Origin of the sequence: Marinobacter sp. AL4B (assembly GCF_019916045.1) — a bacterium.
Taxonomy (GTDB): Bacteria; Pseudomonadota; Gammaproteobacteria; order Pseudomonadales; family Oleiphilaceae; genus Marinobacter.
The window spans coordinates 190,017-209,535 of the sequence record NZ_JAILWZ010000009.1; the positions used below are offsets into that span (position 1 = coordinate 190,017).

Annotated in this window: 17 protein-coding genes and 2 tRNA genes; 8 read left to right on the forward strand and 11 right to left on the reverse strand. The window is 52.8% G+C overall.

Going from position 1 to position 19,519, the window contains the following annotated elements:
* Positions 1 to 8: 8 nt before the first annotated feature.
* Entirely contained in the window at positions 9 to 2,495 is a 2,487-nt protein-coding gene (locus K5L82_RS01460) for an ABC transporter permease (protein ID WP_223132906.1), read from the reverse strand.
* Complete coding sequence (locus K5L82_RS01465) at positions 2,495 to 3,214, reverse strand: ABC transporter ATP-binding protein (protein WP_223132987.1); 720 nt, start codon at positions 3,212 to 3,214, stop codon at positions 2,495 to 2,497. The genes K5L82_RS01460 and K5L82_RS01465 overlap by 1 nt, the downstream gene beginning before the upstream one ends.
* 134 nt (positions 3,215 to 3,348) lie before the next feature.
* On the opposite strand from K5L82_RS01465, the gene K5L82_RS01470 reads away from it, so the two are divergent.
* Positions 3,349 to 3,906 (forward strand): arylesterase, encoded by a 558-nt coding sequence (locus K5L82_RS01470; RefSeq protein ID WP_228259041.1) that lies wholly within the window; start codon positions 3,349 to 3,351, stop codon positions 3,904 to 3,906.
* Between the two features lie 9 nt (positions 3,907 to 3,915).
* On the opposite strand, the gene K5L82_RS01475 is transcribed toward K5L82_RS01470, so the two are convergent.
* Positions 3,916 to 4,881 (reverse strand): YheT family hydrolase, encoded by a 966-nt coding sequence (locus tag K5L82_RS01475; protein WP_316933350.1) that lies wholly within the window; start codon positions 4,879 to 4,881, stop codon positions 3,916 to 3,918.
* A 73-nt stretch (positions 4,882 to 4,954) separates the two neighbouring features.
* On the opposite strand from K5L82_RS01475, the gene K5L82_RS01480 reads away from it, so the two are divergent.
* Positions 4,955 to 5,030, forward strand: a tRNA-Asn gene (locus tag K5L82_RS01480).
* A 53-nt stretch (positions 5,031 to 5,083) separates the two neighbouring features.
* Here K5L82_RS01480 and K5L82_RS01485 read toward each other — a convergent pair.
* Positions 5,084 to 6,367, reverse strand: coding sequence for a M18 family aminopeptidase (locus K5L82_RS01485; protein ID WP_223132908.1), 1,284 nt, complete (start codon positions 6,365 to 6,367; stop codon positions 5,084 to 5,086).
* 114 nt (positions 6,368 to 6,481) lie between these two features.
* Here K5L82_RS01485 and K5L82_RS01490 point away from each other — a divergent pair, with 114 nt between their 5' ends.
* On the forward strand, positions 6,482 to 6,973 hold the full coding sequence (locus K5L82_RS01490) for a hypothetical protein (protein ID WP_133005269.1): 492 nt from the start codon (positions 6,482 to 6,484) through the stop codon (positions 6,971 to 6,973).
* 100 nt (positions 6,974 to 7,073) lie between these two features.
* Positions 7,074 to 7,676: an outer membrane beta-barrel protein gene (locus K5L82_RS01495; RefSeq protein WP_223132909.1), complete on the forward strand. Its 603-nt coding sequence runs from the start codon at positions 7,074 to 7,076 to the stop codon at positions 7,674 to 7,676.
* A gap of 22 nt (positions 7,677 to 7,698) precedes the next feature.
* Here the strand turns inward: K5L82_RS01495 and rlmKL are convergent, their stop codons facing one another.
* The gene (gene rlmKL / locus K5L82_RS01500) at positions 7,699 to 9,873 is read right to left on the reverse strand and encodes a bifunctional 23S rRNA (guanine(2069)-N(7))-methyltransferase RlmK/23S rRNA (guanine(2445)-N(2))-methyltransferase RlmL (protein WP_223132910.1); all 2,175 of its coding nucleotides are present in this window, start codon (positions 9,871 to 9,873) and stop codon (positions 7,699 to 7,701) included.
* 319 nt (positions 9,874 to 10,192) lie between these two features.
* Here rlmKL and rmf point away from each other — a divergent pair, with 319 nt between their 5' ends.
* A complete protein-coding gene (rmf, locus tag K5L82_RS01505) occupies positions 10,193 to 10,405 on the forward strand; it encodes a ribosome modulation factor (RefSeq protein ID WP_133005266.1) in 213 nt (70 codons plus the stop codon).
* Between the two features lie 170 nt (positions 10,406 to 10,575).
* Here the strand turns inward: rmf and K5L82_RS01510 are convergent, their stop codons facing one another.
* The gene (locus tag K5L82_RS01510; RefSeq protein ID WP_223132911.1) at positions 10,576 to 11,601 is read right to left on the reverse strand and encodes a quinone-dependent dihydroorotate dehydrogenase; all 1,026 of its coding nucleotides are present in this window, start codon (positions 11,599 to 11,601) and stop codon (positions 10,576 to 10,578) included.
* Between the two features lie 403 nt (positions 11,602 to 12,004).
* Between K5L82_RS01510 and K5L82_RS01515 the strand changes: the two genes are divergently transcribed.
* Positions 12,005 to 13,165, forward strand: a complete 1,161-nt coding sequence (locus K5L82_RS01515) for a cation diffusion facilitator family transporter (RefSeq protein ID WP_223132912.1) — start codon at positions 12,005 to 12,007, stop codon at positions 13,163 to 13,165.
* On the opposite strand, the gene uvrB is transcribed toward K5L82_RS01515, so the two are convergent.
* A complete protein-coding gene (gene uvrB, locus K5L82_RS01520; protein WP_223132913.1) occupies positions 13,166 to 15,223 on the reverse strand; it encodes an excinuclease ABC subunit UvrB in 2,058 nt (685 codons plus the stop codon).
* Positions 15,224 to 15,413: 190 nt separating this feature from the next.
* Here uvrB and K5L82_RS01525 point away from each other — a divergent pair, with 190 nt between their 5' ends.
* Entirely contained in the window at positions 15,414 to 16,598 is a 1,185-nt protein-coding gene (locus K5L82_RS01525) for a pyridoxal phosphate-dependent aminotransferase (RefSeq protein ID WP_133005260.1), read from the forward strand.
* A gap of 70 nt (positions 16,599 to 16,668) precedes the next feature.
* Positions 16,669 to 16,744: transfer RNA gene (locus tag K5L82_RS01530), tRNA-Asn, on the forward strand.
* Between the two features lie 185 nt (positions 16,745 to 16,929).
* Here K5L82_RS01530 and pyrF read toward each other — a convergent pair.
* From pyrF to K5L82_RS01550, 4 genes are all read right to left on the reverse strand, one after another.
* On the reverse strand, positions 16,930 to 17,640 hold the full coding sequence (gene pyrF / locus K5L82_RS01535; RefSeq protein WP_223132914.1) for an orotidine-5'-phosphate decarboxylase: 711 nt from the start codon (positions 17,638 to 17,640) through the stop codon (positions 16,930 to 16,932).
* A 31-nt stretch (positions 17,641 to 17,671) separates the two neighbouring features.
* Complete coding sequence (lapB, locus tag K5L82_RS01540) at positions 17,672 to 18,841, reverse strand: lipopolysaccharide assembly protein LapB (RefSeq protein WP_133005258.1); 1,170 nt, start codon at positions 18,839 to 18,841, stop codon at positions 17,672 to 17,674.
* Complete coding sequence (locus K5L82_RS01545) at positions 18,841 to 19,143, reverse strand: lipopolysaccharide assembly protein LapA domain-containing protein (protein WP_223132915.1); 303 nt, start codon at positions 19,141 to 19,143, stop codon at positions 18,841 to 18,843. The genes lapB and K5L82_RS01545 overlap by 1 nt, the downstream gene beginning before the upstream one ends.
* Before the next feature lie 66 nt (positions 19,144 to 19,209).
* Complete coding sequence (locus tag K5L82_RS01550; protein ID WP_114335658.1) at positions 19,210 to 19,506, reverse strand: integration host factor subunit beta; 297 nt, start codon at positions 19,504 to 19,506, stop codon at positions 19,210 to 19,212.
* Positions 19,507 to 19,519: the final 13 nt, after the last annotated feature.

A 19,519-nucleotide genomic window follows, 5' to 3' on the forward strand; every position in this document is an offset into this window, starting at 1 on the left:
CCTCTAAATTACTCTAATCTACGCAGTAGCAGCATCGGGGAAACGCTTAACACCGGCCTTAGTTGCCAGCGCCCGAACAACGCCAATAACAAAGCGCTGATCAACGGAACCGAAAGCACCACTTGCCAATGCCAGCGAAACTCCCCTTCAAAGGCTCGTGCTTGCAACGCATAAACGGCGGTTTCCGCCGCTAACACGCCCAGTACACCCGCAAAAAAGCCCAATAGCGCAAACTCCAGCATGGTACTGCGCACGAGCAGGAGTTGCTGCCCCCCCAAAGTACGTAATAACGCGCCTTCTCGCTGTCGGTCACGCAAAGTGGCGCTCACCACCGCAGCCATCACAACCAATGCAGCCGCAAGAATCAAAGCCAATATTGCTTCAATGGCTTGGGTCACTTGCTGAACGATTTCCTGAATGCGCTTAATGATGTGATCAAGTTCCAGTACAGATACCGTTGGGTACTGACGGGAGAATTCGTTCAATAGCATCTTCCCGCTTTCATCGAGATGAAAGCTTGTGATCCAGGTGGCCGGCATATCGGTCAGCCCGCCATCCGGAGGGAACGCCATGTAAAAGTTGGGTTTCATACTGTCCCACTGAACGCTTCGGATGCTGGTGACAGGCTCAGTGACTTTCTCGGACCCAATGGTAAAGGTTAGTCTATCCCCCATTTTCAAGCCTAGCTTACCGGCTAATTCCGCCTCAACCGACACGCCTTGTACATCCTCTTTGGAGAACCACTGTCCTTCCTGAACCCGGTTATCTTCAGGAAGCTGCTCCATCCAAGTAAGGTTTAATTCGCGATTCAGGGCATTGATGCGTTCATCTTTGCTTACAGCTTCTTTAACGGGTTGCCCATTCAGTTCGGTCAACCGGCCCCGAACCATCGGATACACCGTATCCAAGGGCACACCGCGCTCGGCCCAAAAGGACTCCACGGCGTCAACGTCGTCCGGAGCGACATTGATCAGGAAGTGATTGGGGGTGTCTTCCGGTAACTGGGCCTGCCAATCCTCCAGCAACGCCGAACGGACTAATACCAATGTGGCCGCCAGCATTAGAGTCATGGCAAACACGGCCATTTGTGCCATGCTGGCTTGCCGGTGTCGATAGAGCCCCACCAGCGCGAGACGCCACGCGTTCCCGCCCCCGCGCACACGTCGCAAGAGAGACACCATCAGCCACCCAATGAGTGCCAAGACAGTGAGCAGGAGCACCAAACCGCCGAGCAGTGAAACCACCAAGGTTAATTCACCCGCATACATCCATACCAAACCAAAAACAGCAATGACTGCGATGAGAAGATCCGGTACCACTTCCCTTCCGGATTCACCAGGCTGGGCACGCAGCACCCGCATCGCAGGTACATTTTGCAGTCGGCGAATCGGCGGGTACGCAAATGCGAACAGCGAGATCAGCGCGGTTAGCAACGCCGGTGTGAGTGCCGAGGGGTCTAGGTAGAAATCAATGGGGCGCTCCAGAACATCGCTCAGCATACGTACCAACATCCAAAACAGCGGCAACGCAACGGCTAACCCACCCGCTATACCCACGACACCCCAAAGAGCCAGGCGGCGAAGATATAAGCGGCCAATCCCGCCACCGGTAAGGCCGAGGGTTTTCAGAAGAGCCACTGTATCTCTCTGGGATAGCGCGTACTGACGGCTTGCAACCGCAACGGCCACAGCAGCGAGTAAAACCGCCAAGCTACCGCCGAGCAATAGAAACCGCTCGGCTCGTTCCAGTGAGCGTGAGAAGGTTTCGCCGTCACGCACACCTTCCCATTCATGGCTAGGTTCCAATTGCGGCTCAAGCCATTGATAGTAATCTTCAAGTAGCCGCTCATCACCAGCAAAGAGATAAACAAATCCCACCCGGCTACCTTCCTGAACCACATTGGTTGCGGCCACATCGTCCACGTGCATCATCACACGGGGCGCCAATGACGACAGGCGAAAACCGCCATCTGGCTCTCGTATAAGCAGATTCGAGACGGTCAGTTTCAGATTTCCCACTTCCAGCGTGTCGCCAATCTGAAGTTCCAATAGTTTCAGCAACCTCGGATTAATCCAAATCTCCCCGGGCTTTGGCCCTGCATCCACGATGATTCGCGCGCTTTCTTCATCTGGCTGCACTTCGATGTTGCCGCGTAAAGGGTATTCATCGCTAACGGCTTTCACAGATACCAGCTGGAATCCAGTTTCGCCAAACACCATGGTTGAGAACTTGATCATCTGGCCGGTTTGCAGGCCCCGGCTCCTCGCCTCTTCAATCCATCCGGGTGGTACAGGCTTTCCATTTTCTGCGTCGAGCTGACGGTCTGCAGCCAAAAATGAGCTGGCCGAGGACACTAAGGTGCGCTGAAGCTGGTTTGCGAACAGCGCGATGGTCGCGACCGTTGCAACCGCAATCATCAAAGCAACCAAGACAACCCGAACATCCCGCTCGCGCCAGTCTCGCCTTACAGACATAAGTTTTTTTGCGGCAGCCATCAGTCAGCTAACTCCCGAGCGGCATCTGGCTCGCTCAAAACACCCGCTTCAATATGGAAGGTGCGGTTACAACGTGCGGCCAATCGTTCGTCGTGGGTTACCATTACCAAAGTGGCACCTTGTTCCCGGTTTAGGTCCATCAGTAAATCCGACACCGACTGACCGGTTCGGTTATCCAGATTTCCGGTAGGCTCGTCCGCAAACAGGATGCTTGGCTCAGAGGCAAACGCGCGAGCAATAGCCACCCGTTGTTGTTCGCCTCCAGATAATTGTCGCGGTGTGTGGTTGAGGCGCTCCCCCAAGCCGACCCGTTCCAACAAATCTCGGGCACGTTGATGGGGAGCTTCTATTCCGGCCAGTTCCAGAGGTAACATGACGTTTTCTAACGCGCTCAACGCCGGAAGCAGCTGAAACGATTGGAAAACAAATCCCACTCGCCGTGCGCGCAGCTTGGCGCGTTCGTCTTCGGTAAGGCGACTGATTTCGGCACCATCCAGCTCTACGGTGCCTTCGCTTGGGGTGTCGAGCCCGGCCAATAGACCGAGTAAAGTGGTTTTTCCGGAGCCGGAACGGCCAACGATGGCTACGGATTCCCCCCGATTGATTTCCAGGTTCACCCCCTGCAAGATCGTCAACGTATCGGTTTCCAGACTGACCTTGTGGGTCAATCCGGATACTCGCAGCATGGGGCGTTGGTTGTTCTTTGTCAGGTCCGTCATTTGGTTCACGGTTGCTCCGTTCGCTGGCGTTTAATGTTTCAAATTTAAGAGTACACGAATCTATGTTTGATAAGGCGTTTACGTTTGTTCGGTCGTTTCTTCTCTTCACTTTGGTTGTGGCTTCGTGTCCCGCTATGGCAAATCAATCCACTTTGCTTGTTGTTGGCGACAGTTTGAGTGCCGCTTACGGAGTTCCATCTGAAACTGCCTGGGTCCCTCTGCTTCGCAACCGGCTGGAACGCGAAGGTCTGTCCTGGCAGGTGGTCAATGCCAGTATCAGCGGTGAAACGACCGACGGAGGCTTACGCCGTTTACCTCGCTTGCTTGAGCAGAATGAGCCGGAGGTGGTTGTCATTGAGCTGGGCGGTAACGATGGTCTTCGGGGGTTTCCTCCGAATGTGATTGAGGCAAATCTAGCCAAGATGATTGAGTTATCCTTGGATTTTGGTGCTGCTCCGATTCTTGTGGGCATGCAGATTCCGCCAAATTACGGTCAGCGTTATACCCAGATGTTTTCGGATATCTTTCCAGCGTTGTCTGACCGGCATGGAGTGGGGTTGGTTCCGTTCTTTTTGGACGGAATCTACGATCAAGAGGGCTTGATGCAGGAGGATGGCATTCATCCTACTGAAGAGGCGCAGCCTTTGTTGCTGGAGAATATTTGGCCGCAGTTGGAACCTTTAATTCAGTGAGTTCCGTGGTTAAGCAAAATTTCCCACAAAATCCAGCACTCGCCTTTCTGACCAGTAGTAGCCATCTTTGGCATGTTCAACAAAGCCTACATGACCGCCCCACCGGGGCGCTTCAACTTTCACATATCGGCCTAAAACTTTTTTCGATTCCGGATAGCAAGCGGCAGACAGGAATGGATCGTCTGCGGCGTTGACCATCAGTGCAGGCACCCGAATGTCTTTTAGCCGGTATAGCGCCGAGCATTGCGCCCAATAGTCTTTCGCGTCTTTGAAGCCGTGTAACGGAGCTGTGTACCGGTTGTCGAATTGATGGAAGTTTCGAATGTTTTTGAAGTCGCTGATGTCGATCAATTCGGGGAAGCGTTCAGCTTTCTCCTGCATTTTCTCGTACAGGTCATTCAAGAATCTTTGCATGTAGATCCGGCGGCTGGGCAAGGCCAGCATGTCGGCGCTACCCGCAAGATCCGCGGGTACGGAGTAAGTTACGGCACCGCTGATTCGGCTGTCGAGCTGTTCGCTTTGCTGCCCAAGGTATAAGAGGGTCAGATTGCCACCCATGCTGAAGCCGGAGAGGAACAAGTTTTTGTATCTGTCACGCAGCGCTCGGGTGACGACGGCGTGGAGATCTTCTGTGGCGCCGCTGTGGTAAAACCGGGGTTGGCGGTTCATGTTTCCGCCGCAAGAGCGGAAATTCCAGGCGAGGACATCCCAGCCTTCGGCCATGAGCGCTTTGGCCAACCCAAGTACGTAGGGTCGTCGGCTGTGACCCTCTAAACCGTGTGAGATCACGGCAATGCGGTCGCTGTTTTGGCGATACCAATCCAGGTGCAGTTCATCGTTATCCGCGGTCGCCAGCACCTCGGTCTGAGGCGTTGGCATATCGACGGTTCGAAACAGTGTGGGCCAAATAGACTGGACGTGACCATTGCGCAACCACACCGGTGGCCGGTACGGATACTGGACGCGTCTGTGCAAATTTTGACCTTTTATTTCAGGGGGTTGACGAACCAAATCAAAGTCCTTAATATGCGCCGCACATTGATGCTGTTCCCCGATAGCTCAGTTGGTAGAGCAACGGACTGTTAATCCGTTTGTCGCTGGTTCGAGCCCAGCTCGGGGAGCCACTTCTTTTAAAAAGCCGCTGATTGTCTCAATCAGCGGCTTTTTTCTTTCTACGTCAAAATACTTCTTCCCGCTGCATGAATTCTTTAAGAACCTGATACAGGGTGAAGCCATCCTGCACACCAATCAACTCTCGAATCGAATGCATCGCAAACTGCGGAACACCAATATCCAGTGTGGTTACGCCCAGGTTCGCGGCAGTCAGTGGTCCGATAGTGCTGCCGCATCCCATGTCACTGCGCACCACGAAGGTCTGGTGAGGACACCCCAGCTCATCACTGATATGTCGATATAACGCAGCGGAACGGCTGTTGGTTGCATAGCGCTGGTTGTGATTCACTTTGATCACTGGCCCTTGGTTCAATATGGGGCCGTGGTTTTCGTCGTGTTTATCCATGTAGTTCGGGTGCACACCGTGCGCGTTGTCCGCCGAGATCATCATGGACCGGGCAATCGCCCTGCCCTTACCTGCGCCGCACCAACGTTCCAGTACTTCACCTAAGAACGGCCCTTGGGCGCCTTCTGCGGATACGCTGCCGACTTCTTCGTGATCGTTGCACACCAGCAGCGCAGCTTCATCTCCGGAGGTTTCGACAAGCGCTTGCAGCCCGATGTAACAGCTCAGAAGATTGTCCAGGCGAGCAGACGCGAGGAAGTCTTCACGCAAGCCAACCAATGCCGCACCTTGCGCGTCGTAGAAGCTGAGTTCGTAGCCTAGAACCTTCCCGGCTTTCATGCCTGACTCTTTCTCGATCTGCTCTTTAAGCAAATCGCTGAACACTTCCATCTCGGACGCCTGCATTAAGATGGGTGGTAAGTCTGTCTGGGCATTGACGGAGCGGTTGCTGTTGGCTTCACGGTCTAGATGGATTGCCAAGCTAGGGATGATGGCGACAGGCTTTTTAAAGTCGATGAGGACATCCTGAACTTTTCCATTCTCATCAAGCACAGTCACTCGGCCTGCCAGAGATAAGTCCCGGTCAAACCACGGGTTCAGCAACACGCCACCGTAGACCTCAACACCCAACTGGAAATACCCCTTACGGCAAACTTCCGGGTTCGGTTTTACTTTCAGGCACGGGCTATCGGTATGCGCACCCACCATTCGGATGCCTGAATTTTCAGCGCCCTTTTTCCCGGTGCGAAACGCGATGATGGAAGAGCCGTTACGAATCGTGTAATAGCTTTTACCCTGTTCCAGCGCCCATTCGTCCCGCTCATCCAACTGTTCAAAACCGGACGCCTCAAGGCGTTCTTTCATCACAGTCACCGCATGCCAAGGCGTGGGTGAGGCGTTCAAAAACTGCAACAAGTCATTATTAAATTCAGTGTGTTCCATGATCTTCCTGATTGCATGATAATGGCCGCTACAGTATGGCATGAAGCCGCTGACTCGCCTACAGGCTGGCGGTTTCTCCCTATTACTAATCCAACGAATCAACTGGAGTTCACCGTGTCGATACCCCGTTTTCTGGACATCGAATACTGCCAAACCGACGATGCACTTTTTCCGACCGCCATTGCCTGGTCTTTGGAAGACGGGCAAATGAAATCGGTGGTCATCGCTCCTGATGAAGCTTGGGTCCCGGATGGCGCGGATTTGGGTGACATTGACCTGTTTTACCTAGAGGAACAAGGTGTGCCCATTTTGGAGCTGGTACGGGAACTTCACGAAGACCTACCGGGCCAAACGGTTTACGTTGACGGCATAGACCCCGATGAGATTCTGGCCGATCTTATTTTCGAGGCCGTTAAACAAGAGGCGCCTTTCGAAATTGCGCCTATCGCCGACCTGATAACAGATTTTGATTCAGACGCCTTGGAAGACCGGCGGCGTGAATTGATGTTTGAAGAGGGACTGGAACCGCAACTTCCTGAGAACGGCGTTTACGCTCTATTGCTGATCGCTCGTGAGTCCGGGTTGTTGGACGACCTCCACGGCTGAACGCTAGACACGGTGAACTGTGACCGGTGTCTGCGTAACAAGGCGTTACACAAGGCAGAATCTGGCGTCAGTATCATTACTGACAGGAAGCCAAATAATAATGAACAAGGTCGCAACCCGTTTCCTCACCGCCAGCACGGTGTCCTTGTGCCTGTTACCTACAGCATCCCTCGCTCAGGAAACACCGCGCTCAGATAAACACTACCTGGGCCTGTTGGCGACCACCATTGAGCACCGCTCTATCGGTGAAATATCCAAAGAAGATGCCTGGAGCCAAGCGGGCACTCTGGTGATTGGTGGTCACCTGAACGACCTCATTCACGCCGAAGTCCGTTTGGGTGGCGGCTATAAAGATGCCGAGATTAACAGTGACTTTACCCTCGCGGTCGATTATTACGGCAGCTGGTATATGGGACTGCACTACCCGATTGGTGAGCTTGGCAACGTTTACGCACAGGCTGGTTTTACTCATATCAGTGGTGAGGCCACGCTTGATAATCCAGACGAGCGTCGTAACCGGGAATTTCAGGAAATTGGGGAGGACTATCCGAGCAGCAGCTTCAGTTTTAGCTGGTTAGCAGGCATCGATTTCGAGCTAATCGACAGCATGTATCTGGTGCTAGAAGGCGGGAAATTGTTCGAAGATACCGATACCAGCGCGAATGCCTTTCAGTTTTCTTCGGGGATTCGTTACGAGTTCTAACTCCTCCCCTTCAAGAAAAAACTCAGACTTTGTGCTGAATATGCCAGCACTGGTGAATCTTCTGATTCCGCTGAAAATCCTTATCCAAGGTGCTCGCAGTCACCTCTTTCACATCGAACTCCGCAGCCAAGTCTTCGTCCAACTTAAACTTGCGGAAATTGTTGGAGAATATCAACAAGCCATCGGTGGACAAGCGCTCCATGCACTGACGAACCAACACACCGTGATCTCTCTGAACGTCCAGCACCCCGGCCATACGGGCTGAGTTGGAGAAGGTTGGCGGATCCATGAAGATCAGGTCAAAGGTTTGGTTGGCCGTTCGCTTGTCCGCCAGCCATGCCAAACAATCAGCCTGCTCGACCAAGTGCTTACGCGGGTCTGCGCCGTTCAAGGATAAGTTGTCCATCGCCCAGTTTACGTAGGTTTTGGACATATCCAGGCTCAATGAACGACTGGCACCGCCTACGGCGGCATGTACCGTTGCCGCACCGGTGTAGCAGAATAAGTTCAGGAACCGCTTACCTTGCGCATTTTGCTGAATCCAATGACGCACAGGGCGGTGATCCAGGAACACGCCGGTATCGAGATAGTCTTTCAGGTTAACTTTCAGCGTGCAGCCATGCTCTTGCACATTAAAGTACTCCCCGGTTGCCGCTTGCTTCTCGTATTGCTTGGTGCCGGCCTGACGCTGACGCTGTTTGCAGACCATGTCCTGGGGATCGATATCCAGCACGTTCGGAATGATCGCCAAAGCTTCCGCCAAACGTTCGCGGGCGGCTCTTTCATCGATGGACTTTGGCGCCAAGTATTCCTGAACGTGCACCTTACCTTCGTAGATATCGATAGCCAACGCGTATTCCGGCATATCGGCATCGTATAAGCGGTAGCTGCCAATGTTTTGCTTTCTGGCCCATTGCCCGATGGACTTCATGTTCTTCTTCAAGCGGTTCCGAAGCATCTCCGCCCGCTCAGCATTCACAATACGCGGGACCACCTGGCCAGCAGCGGCTGGATCTCGCGGAGTCCTTGCATTTTCAGTATTCACTTCAAACAACAGTAATTGTGCAGGCAGTTTGCCGTTAAAAAGGTTGTATTGCTTGAAGCTTCTTAGCCCGACGGATTTGCCGAACTCAGGCGCCCCGGTGAACACACCCAAACGCCATCCAGCCAGCTCACGCAGCACAACTTCGCCCAGGCTTTGGTACAGCGCTGCAAGGACATTCCGCTCGCTCAAACGCTCACCGTATGGGGGGTTCGTCAAAATCAGGCCCTGCTCCGCCCAGTTTTCTCGACGAGTAAAATCGCTCAGCGAACTTTGATCGACTGTCACAATACCTTCAAGTCCCGCTCGCTGGATGTTTCTCTTTGCGGTATCCAGCACACGACTATCCTGATCGAACCCCGCAAACACGGGCACTCTGCCCTGCTTACCCTCGTGTGCCCGTCGCTCGGCTTCTTGGCGCATGCCCAACCAAAGCTCGGATTGGTGGCCAGGCCATTTCTCAAACCCAAAGCGCTCCTGGCGACGGCCCGGCGCGATATCTAATGCCATCAAAGCGGCTTCGATTAGCAGCGTGCCGGAACCACACATAGGATCGACAAAATCCCCACCCGAGGCAGCAATATCCGGCCATCCAGCTCGTAAAAGAACGGCAGCCGCCAAATTTTCTTTCAGGGGCGCCAAGCCCTGCTCCGTGCGATAGCCCCGCATGTGAAGACTGTGGCCACTGAGATCAAGACCAACAGCCAAACGGCCACGGTTGAGCCGAGCGGAGATAGTCACATCCGGATCTTTCTGGGCAACCGCTGGCCTTGGTGCACCAGCACCGCGAATACTATCTACGATGCCGTCTTTAACTTTCTGAGCGCCGAATTGGGTATTTCTGAGTGCTTCATTTTGGCCAAGAAAATTCACCCGAAAGCTGCCACCCGCAGGGATATGAACCTGCCAATCCATTCTCACAATGCCGTCGTAGAGTTCTTCCGCGCTGCGAGCGTCCACCTCATCGATATGCAGGATCACCCTGTTGGCCAACCGGGACCACATACACGCTCGATACCCGGCTTCCAGCTCACCCTCAACCCAAACACCCGCCGGCGCATTGCGCACAAGCGTTAGGCCAAGAGCCTCCAACTCATCGCCCAGGAGATACTCAACGCCCTTAGGGCAGGTTACAAAAAAGACATACTTGGACAAAATCAACTCCTGGTTTTCTAGATAAAGCTGGTAAGCCGCTGGATTCGCAGCGAAAGCCAAAATGGCCTGTCATCGTTAGTTCATAAAACTATAAGAAAGCATTCATATAGACGAAATCATTAGTGTACTTCTCAGCAAGGTTCGTCTTACCTTGTACTTGACGCGTCGCTATGGAAGCAACAATTAACGCTTCCATTAACAGGATCCTGACTGCTCTGACCGGAGCTGGCAATAGTGGGTTGTCCCGGATGGGCTCCTCAAGCCATGGTCATCGCAGATGTGTACACGCTTGTTCTGTTAATCCATAGTGAGGAACGGCATGAAAAGACAGAAAAGAGACGTTTACGCTCGTGCATTCAAGCGGGGATACCTCGCTGGCGTGTCCGGAAAATCCAAAGACAGCTGCCCAATAGATCAACCAGAAGCGCGCCAAGAATGGTTGAACGGGTGGCGAGAAGGCCGCACAGATAACTGGGAGGGCATGACCGGCGTCTCCGGCATCCACAGGTTAGCCAACGTAACTGCCACTTAATAGCAGTGTTGGCCTATCTCAGTTAACTTGATCAGTTTTTAATTTAATTGAATTTGACAATTTGACGCAGTATTCCAAGCAACCGAAACGGGGCCACCCGCCCCGTACCATGCGAAGAAGCGCCACGGGGTTCATTCCCCGCAAAGGGCCCGCTAAGCGGGCCCTACCATTTATGCCTTCCGCTCTTTTCGAACTGCCTCTACCGCCTCACCAATTAGCTTCGGACCTTTATATATAAAGCCAGTGTAGATCTGCACCAACTTTGCACCTGCCCGAATTTTTTCTGCTGCGCTCTCTGCATCTGTAATGCCGCCAACACCAATAATCGGTATGCGATCGCCTAATTCAGCGTACAGCCCGGCAATCACCCGCATTGACGACTCCCGCACGGGTACCCCACTCAAACCACCAGCCTCCTGCTCGTGCTGGTGCCCCTTTACAGCATCTCGGCTGATCGTCGTATTCGTTGCAATCACACCATCCAACCCCGCCTCAAGGAGCGCAGCAGCGACAAAACGCACACCTTCATCATCCATATCCGGCGCAATCTTGACCGCTATCGGAACGTAGCGCCCTTGCGATTGATGACAACGCGTTTGTTCGTCTTTGATCGCGAGCAACAACTGTTTTAACGAGGCACCAAATTGCAGATCCCGCAAGCCCGGCGTATTGGGCGACGAAACATTCACTGTGATATAATCAGCGTATCGATAAACCGCCGCAATCCCCTTGCGATAATCGGATTCTGATTCCTCATTCGGCGTATCTTTGTTTTTACCGACGTTTATGCCAAGAATGCCTTTGTAACGGCGATTTACGACATTACCGATCAGGTGTTCAAGCCCTTCATTATTGAATCCCATCCGATTAATGATTGCTTCGTGCTCAGGTAAACGGAACATGCGCGGCTTCGGGTTACCAGGCTGGGCCAGTGGCGTGACTGTTCCCACTTCAATAAACCCGAATCCCAAAGCACCCAAAGCGTCTAGGTGATCTGCATTTTTATCCAGACCGGCCGCAAGGCCCACCGGGTTTGGAAACTCCAGGCCCATAACCGTTACCGGGCAAGGATCGGGATGACGCGTAAACAGATTGAGCAAGCCTGTTTTTTGAGCAACATCGAGGCTCTTCAAAGCGACATTATGAGCTTGCTCTGGCGGTAACCGAAATAACAAATTTCTTAGAACGGGGTACATCAGAAAACTCCTTGCAAGAGGTGGCGGGAGTATACCGGAAGTTTTCCACACCATCTTCCTGAACCATCAAATGTCGCCAAAAGCCGCATGCCATCGAGGCTCCCGAGGCTTTTCCACGGAATCTGTGGATAACTCTGTTAATAAGCGCGGGGCAAACGTTTCCAAGCCTTGATAACTGCGCCAGCCTACAGATTGATCATTTTTTGATCAGCATTTTAACTCTTTATTTTCAATGACTTATAAAGTTTGAAATAAGAATTGACGAAAACCGTAACGCAATGGTAGCTAGCGATTAACATTTCACAATGTGCATAAAACGAAAGATCATTCTCGTTTTTGCAAGCCCTTTTTTGATTTTTTGCGACTATACTGGCGCCACAGCAATACAATGGAACCGGCCTGCATGGAAAACCTATTTAAAAGCCACTCGAATACAAAGCGTGATCTAGACGCCGAAAAACACGCAGCCTCCAAAGTCACCATCATCGGCATGCTGCTCGATGCGTTTCTTGGCCTGATTAAAGTGGTTGCCGGCACTCTATTCCATTCTCACGCATTGATTGTTGACGGCATTCACTCGTTTACCGATGTCGCCTCCGACTGGGTCGTCCTGGCGGTGATGCGCTTATCTCGTAAAGGTCCGGATGATGACCACCCTTATGGCCATCAACGCATTGAAACCCTGGGAACCCTTTTACTTGGGAGCATCCTCATCGCTGTAGGTGCTGCCTTGGCCTGGGAGAACACTCTGCGCCTATTTGAAGGCGATGACTTTTTCATCCCCGAGTGGCCCGTACTCATTGCTGCAAGCATATCGGTTTTGGGCAAAGAGTGGATCTTCCGCTATACCCGATACGTGGGTATCAAAATCCGTTCCGATCTTATTGTCGCCAATGCCTGGCACAGTCGCACGGACGCGTTTACATCCGTGGTCGTTCTTCTTTCAACCATTGGGGCAATGCTTGGAGTAGTTTGGCTCGACACTGTGGCTGCAGTGGCCGTTGCCGTGATCATCGTGCACGTCGGATGGAAATTCACTTGGGATAGCGTGAAAGAACTGATCGACACCGGTTTGTCTCAGGACGATACAGAAAAACTCAGAGCCATCGCGCTCTCAACACCCGGTGTTCGAAACGTGCATGAACTGCGAAGCCGTCGAATGGGGCAAGATATTCTGCTGGATGTTGACCTTGTAGTGAGACCCGAGATCAGCGTTTCAGAAGGCCACCATATCGGCCTAAAGGTTGTGGCCGGAATGCGCGAGGCGCTCGATGACATTCAGGACATCACTTTTCACATCGATGCCGAAAACGATGAGGACAGTCCATCACTTAACGAACCGGGACTACCGTCTCGGGAAGAAATCTATAGCGAGATCGCTGAAAAAATGGGCGAACTACCGCCTCAAAGCCGACTCGGCCTGCATTATCTGGAAAAGCGCGTGCATCTCGAAATTTTCCTGGACGAGGATTACCCCGCCCCAGAGCTCACTAGCCAACGAGTTCGTGAAGCACTAGCCAATCCACCTTGGCTGGGCAGCGTCCGGATCTGGGTTGCCGCCTGATTAGCCGTTTCTGATTGCAGCCTCCTTTAATTCGGAGATTCGATCCCGCAACCGGGCCGCCGCCTCGAAATCCAGATCGGCGGCGGCTTGGTACATATCATCTTCGAGACTGGCCACCTCTTTAAGCAGCTCTTGGGGCGATCGCTTGCCTGCTGCAACAAGGTAATCTTCCGCCTCCTCCGCAGCTTTCTGCCCTGGCCGTTCGGCCTTGCGACGACCGCGACCGCCGCCGGGAGCGCCCTCCATAATGTCAGCAATCTTTTTGTTCAGACCGGTGGGTGTAATGCCGTGCTCTTCGTTGTGGGCCTGCTGTTTCGCCCGGCGGCGCTCCGTTTCGTCCAACGCCCGCTGCATAGAGCCCGTGATCCGATCGCCGTAAAGAATGGCTTTACCGTTCACGTTACGCGCAGCCCGCCCGATAGTCTGAATCAGCGACCGCTCGCTGCGTAAGAAACCTTCTTTATCGGCATCCAGAATGGCTACCAAAGAAACCTCGGGCATATCCAAACCTTCCCGCAACAGGTTAATGCCCACCAACACATCAAACTCACCGCGGCGGAGGTCACGAATGATTTCCACCCGCTCAACCGTATCAATGTCAGAATGCAGATAGCGCACCCGGATGTCGTGCTCCATAAGGAAATCGGTTAAGTCTTCCGCCATGCGTTTGGTTAGCGTCGTAACAAGAACACGTTCCTGAACCTCGACCCGAGCATGTATCTCGGATAGCAGGTCATCCACCTGTGTGGACGCAGGCCGGACCTCAATTAACGGATCCAGCAAGCCGGTCGGCCTGACCACCTGCTCCACCACCTGCCCTGCATGCTCTGCCTCGTAGTTACCCGGCGTTGCCGAGACAAAAATCATCTGTGGTGCAATCCGCTCCCACTCCTCAAAGCGCATGGGGCGATTGTCCAGCGCGGATGGCAAACGGAAGCCATACTCAACCAACGTTTCTTTCCGCGAACGGTCACCCTTGTACATGGCTCCAATCTGCGAAATCGTCACGTGGGATTCGTCCACCACCAACAAGGCATTGGGAGGAAGATAATCGAACAACGTAGGTGGCGGCGCACCCGGATCTCGGCCAGACAGATAGCGTGAATAGTTTTCGATGCCGTTGCAGTAGCCCAACTCCAACATCATCTCGATGTCGTAACGTGTGCGCTCCTCAAGTCGCTGCGCTTCCACCAAACGATAGTTGTCACGCAATTGCTTCAGCCGCTCGTCCAGTTCCACTTTAATGTTCTCAACCGCATCCAGAACTTTCTGGCGCGGGGTCACGTAGTGAGACTTAGGGTATATGGTGACGCGCGGCACCCTGCGCAGGACTTCACCGGTCAGTGGGTCAAAATAACTTAACTGCTCCACTTCATCGTCGAACAACTCAATACGAATAGCTTCACGCTCGGATTCTGCCGGGAACACGTCAATCACATCGCCGCGAACCCGATAATTAGCCCGATGAAATTCCACATCGTTGCGGGTGTACTGTAGCTCAGCCAACCGACGCAATATGTCCCGCTGCTCAACCGGATCACCCCGGTCCAAATGCAGCATCATTTTCATATAGGATTCGGGATCACCCAAACCATAGATCGATGACACCGAGGCCACGATGATTGCGTCTGGGCGCTCCAACAATGCCTTAGTCGCCGACAAACGCATTTGTTCGATGTGTTCGTTGATAGACGCGTCTTTTTCAATAAACGTATCAGAGGACGGAACGTAGGCTTCCGGCTGATAATAGTCGTAGTAGGAAACAAAATACTCCACCGCGTTATCGGGGAAAAATTCCTTAAACTCACCGTATAACTGGGCCGCCAAGGTTTTGTTATGAGCCATCACGATGGTTGGCCGCTGCACCTCCTGAATCACGTTGGCAATGGTGAAGGTTTTACCGGAGCCAGTAACGCCCAGAAGCGTCTGATGAGCCAAACCAGAGTGGATACCGTCTACGAGCCCGGTAATCGCCGTGGGTTGGTCTCCGGCTGGCTGATAGGGAGAATCGACACGAAAAACACCCTCTTTGGGAGTACGAGTTGATTGACTAGCCATAATTGGCAAAGAACCTCCAGTCGTCAGTGGCAACCATCACGGCTACTACTTACAAGAAATTTAGCGATACCGTCGCTTCATGATACCATCTGCCCGATCGACGGCCGTGTAAAATTAAGCCGGGAAGCAGAACTCCCCGTGCTAACACGCCGGTCGCAGCCCATAAGACGCAGCTTTAAGGAGCTCAAGTTTGGACCTTCAACTTTCCAGCCGTGTACAGGCTATCAAGCCATCTCCAACCCTCGCCGTTACCAACAAAGCAGCTGAGCTTCGCGCTGCTGGCCAAGATATTATTGGCTTGGGCGCAGGTGAGCCGGACTTCGACACCCCAGAGCACATCAAAAAGGCCGCTATTGAAGCCATTGCTAACGGCCAAACTAAGTACACCGCCGTTGATGGTACGCCTGCTCTGAAAAAAGCGATCATTGCGAAGTTCAAACGCGACAACGGCCTGGAATACGAAGCCAATCAGATTCTGGTATCCAGTGGTGGCAAACAAAGCTTTTTCAACCTGGCACTGGCCACGTTGAACCCGGGCGACGAAGCCATTATACCTGCGCCGTACTGGGTATCTTACCCGGACATGGTATTGGTTGCAGAAGGCAAGCCGGTAGTAATTGAAACATCGGTTGATACCCGTTTTAAGATCACACCGGAGCAATTAGAAAATGCGATTACTGATCGCACCCGTCTCTTCGTGATCAACAGCCCCTCTAACCCGAGTGGCATGGCCTACTCAATGGAAGAGCTGCAAGCGATTGGTGAAGTGCTTAAGAAGCACCCGAACATCATGATCGCCACCGACGACATGTACGAGCCGATTCTTTGGACCGGCAAACCGTTCTGCAACATCGTCAACGCCTGCCCTGAGCTGTATGAGCGCACCTTCGTACTGAACGGCGTATCCAAAGCCTACTCTATGACCGGCTGGCGCATCGGTTATGCGGCGGGCCCGGCGAAGATCATTGGCGCCATGAAGAAGATTCAGTCTCAGAGCACATCCAATCCCTGCTCGATCTCTCAGGCCGCCGCTACTGCTGCTCTTGATGGTGATCAGGCGTGCGTAGGCGAGATGGTTAAGTCGTTCAAAGAGCGCCATGACTGGCTCGTGGATGCGTTGAACAAGCTCCCGGGCGTTGAGTGCCCTTACGGCGATGGCACCTTCTACGTGTTCCCTAGCTTCCAAGAAGCGATTGACGCAACTGACGGCGTAAGCACTGACGTTGAGTTCGCTGAGAAGCTGTTGAGCGAAGCGGGCGTTGCGTTGGTTCCTGGCTCTGCATTCGGGAGCCCGGGCCACATGCGTTTGAGCTTTGCGACCAGCATGGATAACCTCGAGAAAGCAATTGAGCGTTTGCAAAAAGCTCTTGGCTAATTTTTTTAGCTAAGGGGTTGACGAGGCGGTATGGCCACACTAATATACGCGCCTCGTCACATGACGATGTTCCCCGATAGCTCAGTTGGTAGAGCAACGGACTGTTAATCCGTTTGTCGCTGGTTCGAGCCCAGCTCGGGGAGCCACTATTTCGAAAGCCCGCTAGTTCTATGAATTAGCGGGCTTTTTTGTGGGCGTTTGTTTTACAAGAGATTGCCGCTCTAGACGAATATCTCTAATAAGTTTGATCTAGGGCTGCGGGAGCTGGCTCCCGCAGCCCTACCCGCAATCCTCACAGGCTAGGGCCAGAAATCAGCTTCAAGAAACAAGTTTAAACAGCGACAACCTCAGCATGAATAGCCTCCAACGCCGCCAGAGGATCAGCAGCCTTGGTAATAGGACGACCAATGACTAGGTAGTCAGAGCCCGCGGCAAGAGCGTCCGTTGGGGTCATAATGCGCTGTTGATCGCCTTTGTCAGCGGACAGCGGGCGAATGCCCGGGGTAATGAGCTGAAAGTCCGTACCCTGCTCAGCTTTTAGGCGCGGTGCCTCCTGCGCAGAGCACACGACACCATCCAGGCCACAGTTCTTGGTTAAGGCGGCTAAGCGAGAGACATGCACCTCCGGCGAATCAGTGATACCAATGCCTGCTAAATCGTCGGCAGACATGCTGGTCAGAACCGTCACGGCAATCAGCAACGGCTTATCTGCACCGAAAGACTCCAATCGCTCACGGCAGGCGACCATCATCTTCTCGCCGCCCGAAGCGTGGACGTTCACCATCCATACACCCAAATCTGCTGCGGCAGCCACTGCCGACGAAGTCGTGTTCGGGATGTCATGGAATTTCAGATCCAAAAAAACATCAAAGCCCCTGCCCTGCAGCGCCTTAACCAGTTGCGGGCCCGAGCGAGTAAACAACTCTTTGCCAACCTTCAAACGACACTTTTCCGGATCCAATTGATCAACAAGCGCCAACGCCGGGTCTTGAGAGGGAAAGTCTAAAGCAACAATAATTTTAGGGTCGTTTGGGTTTTGCACGTTCGATTTTCCCAGTCAGTAAATTAAAACGTTATTCCGCTTCCACACCTTGAATCGGCCGCACTGTTTCCCATTGCTTACAGCTGGGGCACAGCCAGTGCAATTGCCGGCCATCGAAGCCACAATTCACACAACGATAGATTGGGCGATTGGCGAGAATGAGATGCCCGATACGACTCACCAAGCGCCCTTCATCAGTAGTCATGCCTTTCTCATAGCCTGCCAGCTCTACAAGCCGAAGCAGACCGCGCATCGAAGGCCGGACCTCCAATTCCTGACGCAGCAGATCAATCGCTGCAGGACGACTCGAAGAGCGCTCCACCGACTCCACCAGCGCAAGCAGCAAGCTTGTGCTTGGGTATTGCTCATAGAGTTTTTTCAGTTTCTTGAATAAACGCCCCACGTCGCCATGATCACGTTCAAGCTGCATTAAACGATCAACAGCCTCGGGGCCGAATTGAGGATTCTGCTCGAACACCTTCAACCCCTGCTTGCTTGCCTCGCGATAGTTGCCCTGTCTGGCGTGAAGCTTCATCAGCAACAGGGTTGCCCGCACACAAGATGGATCGTATTCCAAGGCTTCCCTGAACAGCTTCTTTGCTGTCCAGCGATCGTCGTCCTTGAGCGCTGAATCGGCCAACTCACAAGTGATGTAAGAAAGCGTCTTGAACATGACCGGATCGGAATCTGTGCTTGTGAGCGTTTTCGCAACCTGTCCGGCCTTCTCCCACTCTCTTTCTTGTTGATATAGCTCAATGAGTTCACTCGCGGCCCGGCGACCGAATTCGCGATCCCCCATCAGCTCTTGAAACAGCGCCTCAGCCCTATCCAATAACCCAGCACCTAGATAATCCATGGCTAATTCGAGCGTTACTTTTGGAGTATAACGAGCAGGCAATTCAGGACGAGCGAGCAAATTCTGATGGATTAAGGTTGCGCGATCGGTCTCGCCTTTGTTGCGGAAGTGACTGCCGATTGACAAATGAAGGCTGACCGTATCTTTGTTCACCGGCAAGGATTGCACAAAGTTTTCTACGGCTTGATCTGAATAGTTGGTAAACAGAAATTGAAGACGATCTTTAACAGAGTCTACATCGGATATGGTTTTACGTGAACGGCGATAAGAGCCGCCATACCGCCCCACTAGCCAGCCAACGGCAACAGCCACCGATAAAAGCAGCCAGCTGAACACTAGTTCCATTAAAGTGCCTGGTCGTTATTAGCCCGGGATTTCTCTAACGCTTGTTCGGTGCGCTCAAGTCGCTTTTTCAAATTGCGACGGGATACCGATGAACGAAACGACCCAATCAACATCAACAAAACACCCACTAACGCGCCCAGCACAAAAGACATGATAATCCAAACCGCGACCCCGTGAGGCCGAGTCTCGAACAGCAGGAAGTTAAGGGAAACCGCCATCTGATTATTCAACGAGAACACCAGAGCAACGACTATCAGAATAACAGCCAAGACAATTAGGAGAATCTTCTGCAGTGCTGCCATCTCGTACACGCTCCAGACGGGTAAATTTGCGACCTCATAAAGCCCTAAGGCTCACCTATGCCAGGATTAGAATCCTTTTTTCAAGCTATCATTAACCTGTTCTCGTAGTTCTTTCCCGGGCTTAAAATGCGGCACGTACTTTGCTGGTAACTGCACGGCTTCACCGGTTTTCGGGTTTCGGCCAACGCGCGCTTCGCGGTGATGTAAAGAAAAACTGCCAAACCCTCTGATCTCGATACGCTGACCATCTGCTAACGCTTGAGACATATGTTCAATAATCGTTTTAACAGCCAACTCGACATCTTTAACCGAGAGCTGTGTCTGCTTTGATGCTACAAGTTCAACCAGTTCGGACTTCGTCATGAGGCACTTTCCT

Coding starts and splice junctions, on each gene's coding strand:
- K5L82_RS01460 (WP_223132906.1), bottom strand. CDS start 2,495: ATGGCTGCCGCAAAAAAACTTATGTCTGTAAGGCGAGACTGGCGCGAG.
- K5L82_RS01465 (WP_223132987.1), bottom strand. CDS start 3,214: ATGACGGACCTGACAAAGAACAACCAACGCCCCATGCTGCGAGTATCC.
- K5L82_RS01470 (WP_228259041.1), top strand. CDS start 3,349: ATGGCAAATCAATCCACTTTGCTTGTTGTTGGCGACAGTTTGAGTGCC.
- K5L82_RS01485 (WP_223132908.1), bottom strand. CDS start 6,367: ATGGAACACACTGAATTTAATAATGACTTGTTGCAGTTTTTGAACGCC.
- K5L82_RS01495 (WP_223132909.1), top strand. CDS start 7,074: ATGAACAAGGTCGCAACCCGTTTCCTCACCGCCAGCACGGTGTCCTTG.
- rmf (WP_133005266.1), top strand. CDS start 10,193: ATGAAAAGACAGAAAAGAGACGTTTACGCTCGTGCATTCAAGCGGGGA.
- K5L82_RS01510 (WP_223132911.1), bottom strand. CDS start 11,601: ATGTACCCCGTTCTAAGAAATTTGTTATTTCGGTTACCGCCAGAGCAA.
- K5L82_RS01515 (WP_223132912.1), top strand. CDS start 12,005: ATGGAAAACCTATTTAAAAGCCACTCGAATACAAAGCGTGATCTAGAC.
- uvrB (WP_223132913.1), bottom strand. CDS start 15,223: ATGGCTAGTCAATCAACTCGTACTCCCAAAGAGGGTGTTTTTCGTGTC.
- lapB (WP_133005258.1), bottom strand. CDS start 18,841: ATGGAACTAGTGTTCAGCTGGCTGCTTTTATCGGTGGCTGTTGCCGTT.
- K5L82_RS01545 (WP_223132915.1), bottom strand. CDS start 19,143: ATGGCAGCACTGCAGAAGATTCTCCTAATTGTCTTGGCTGTTATTCTG.
- K5L82_RS01550 (WP_114335658.1), bottom strand. CDS start 19,506: ATGACGAAGTCCGAACTGGTTGAACTTGTAGCATCAAAGCAGACACAG.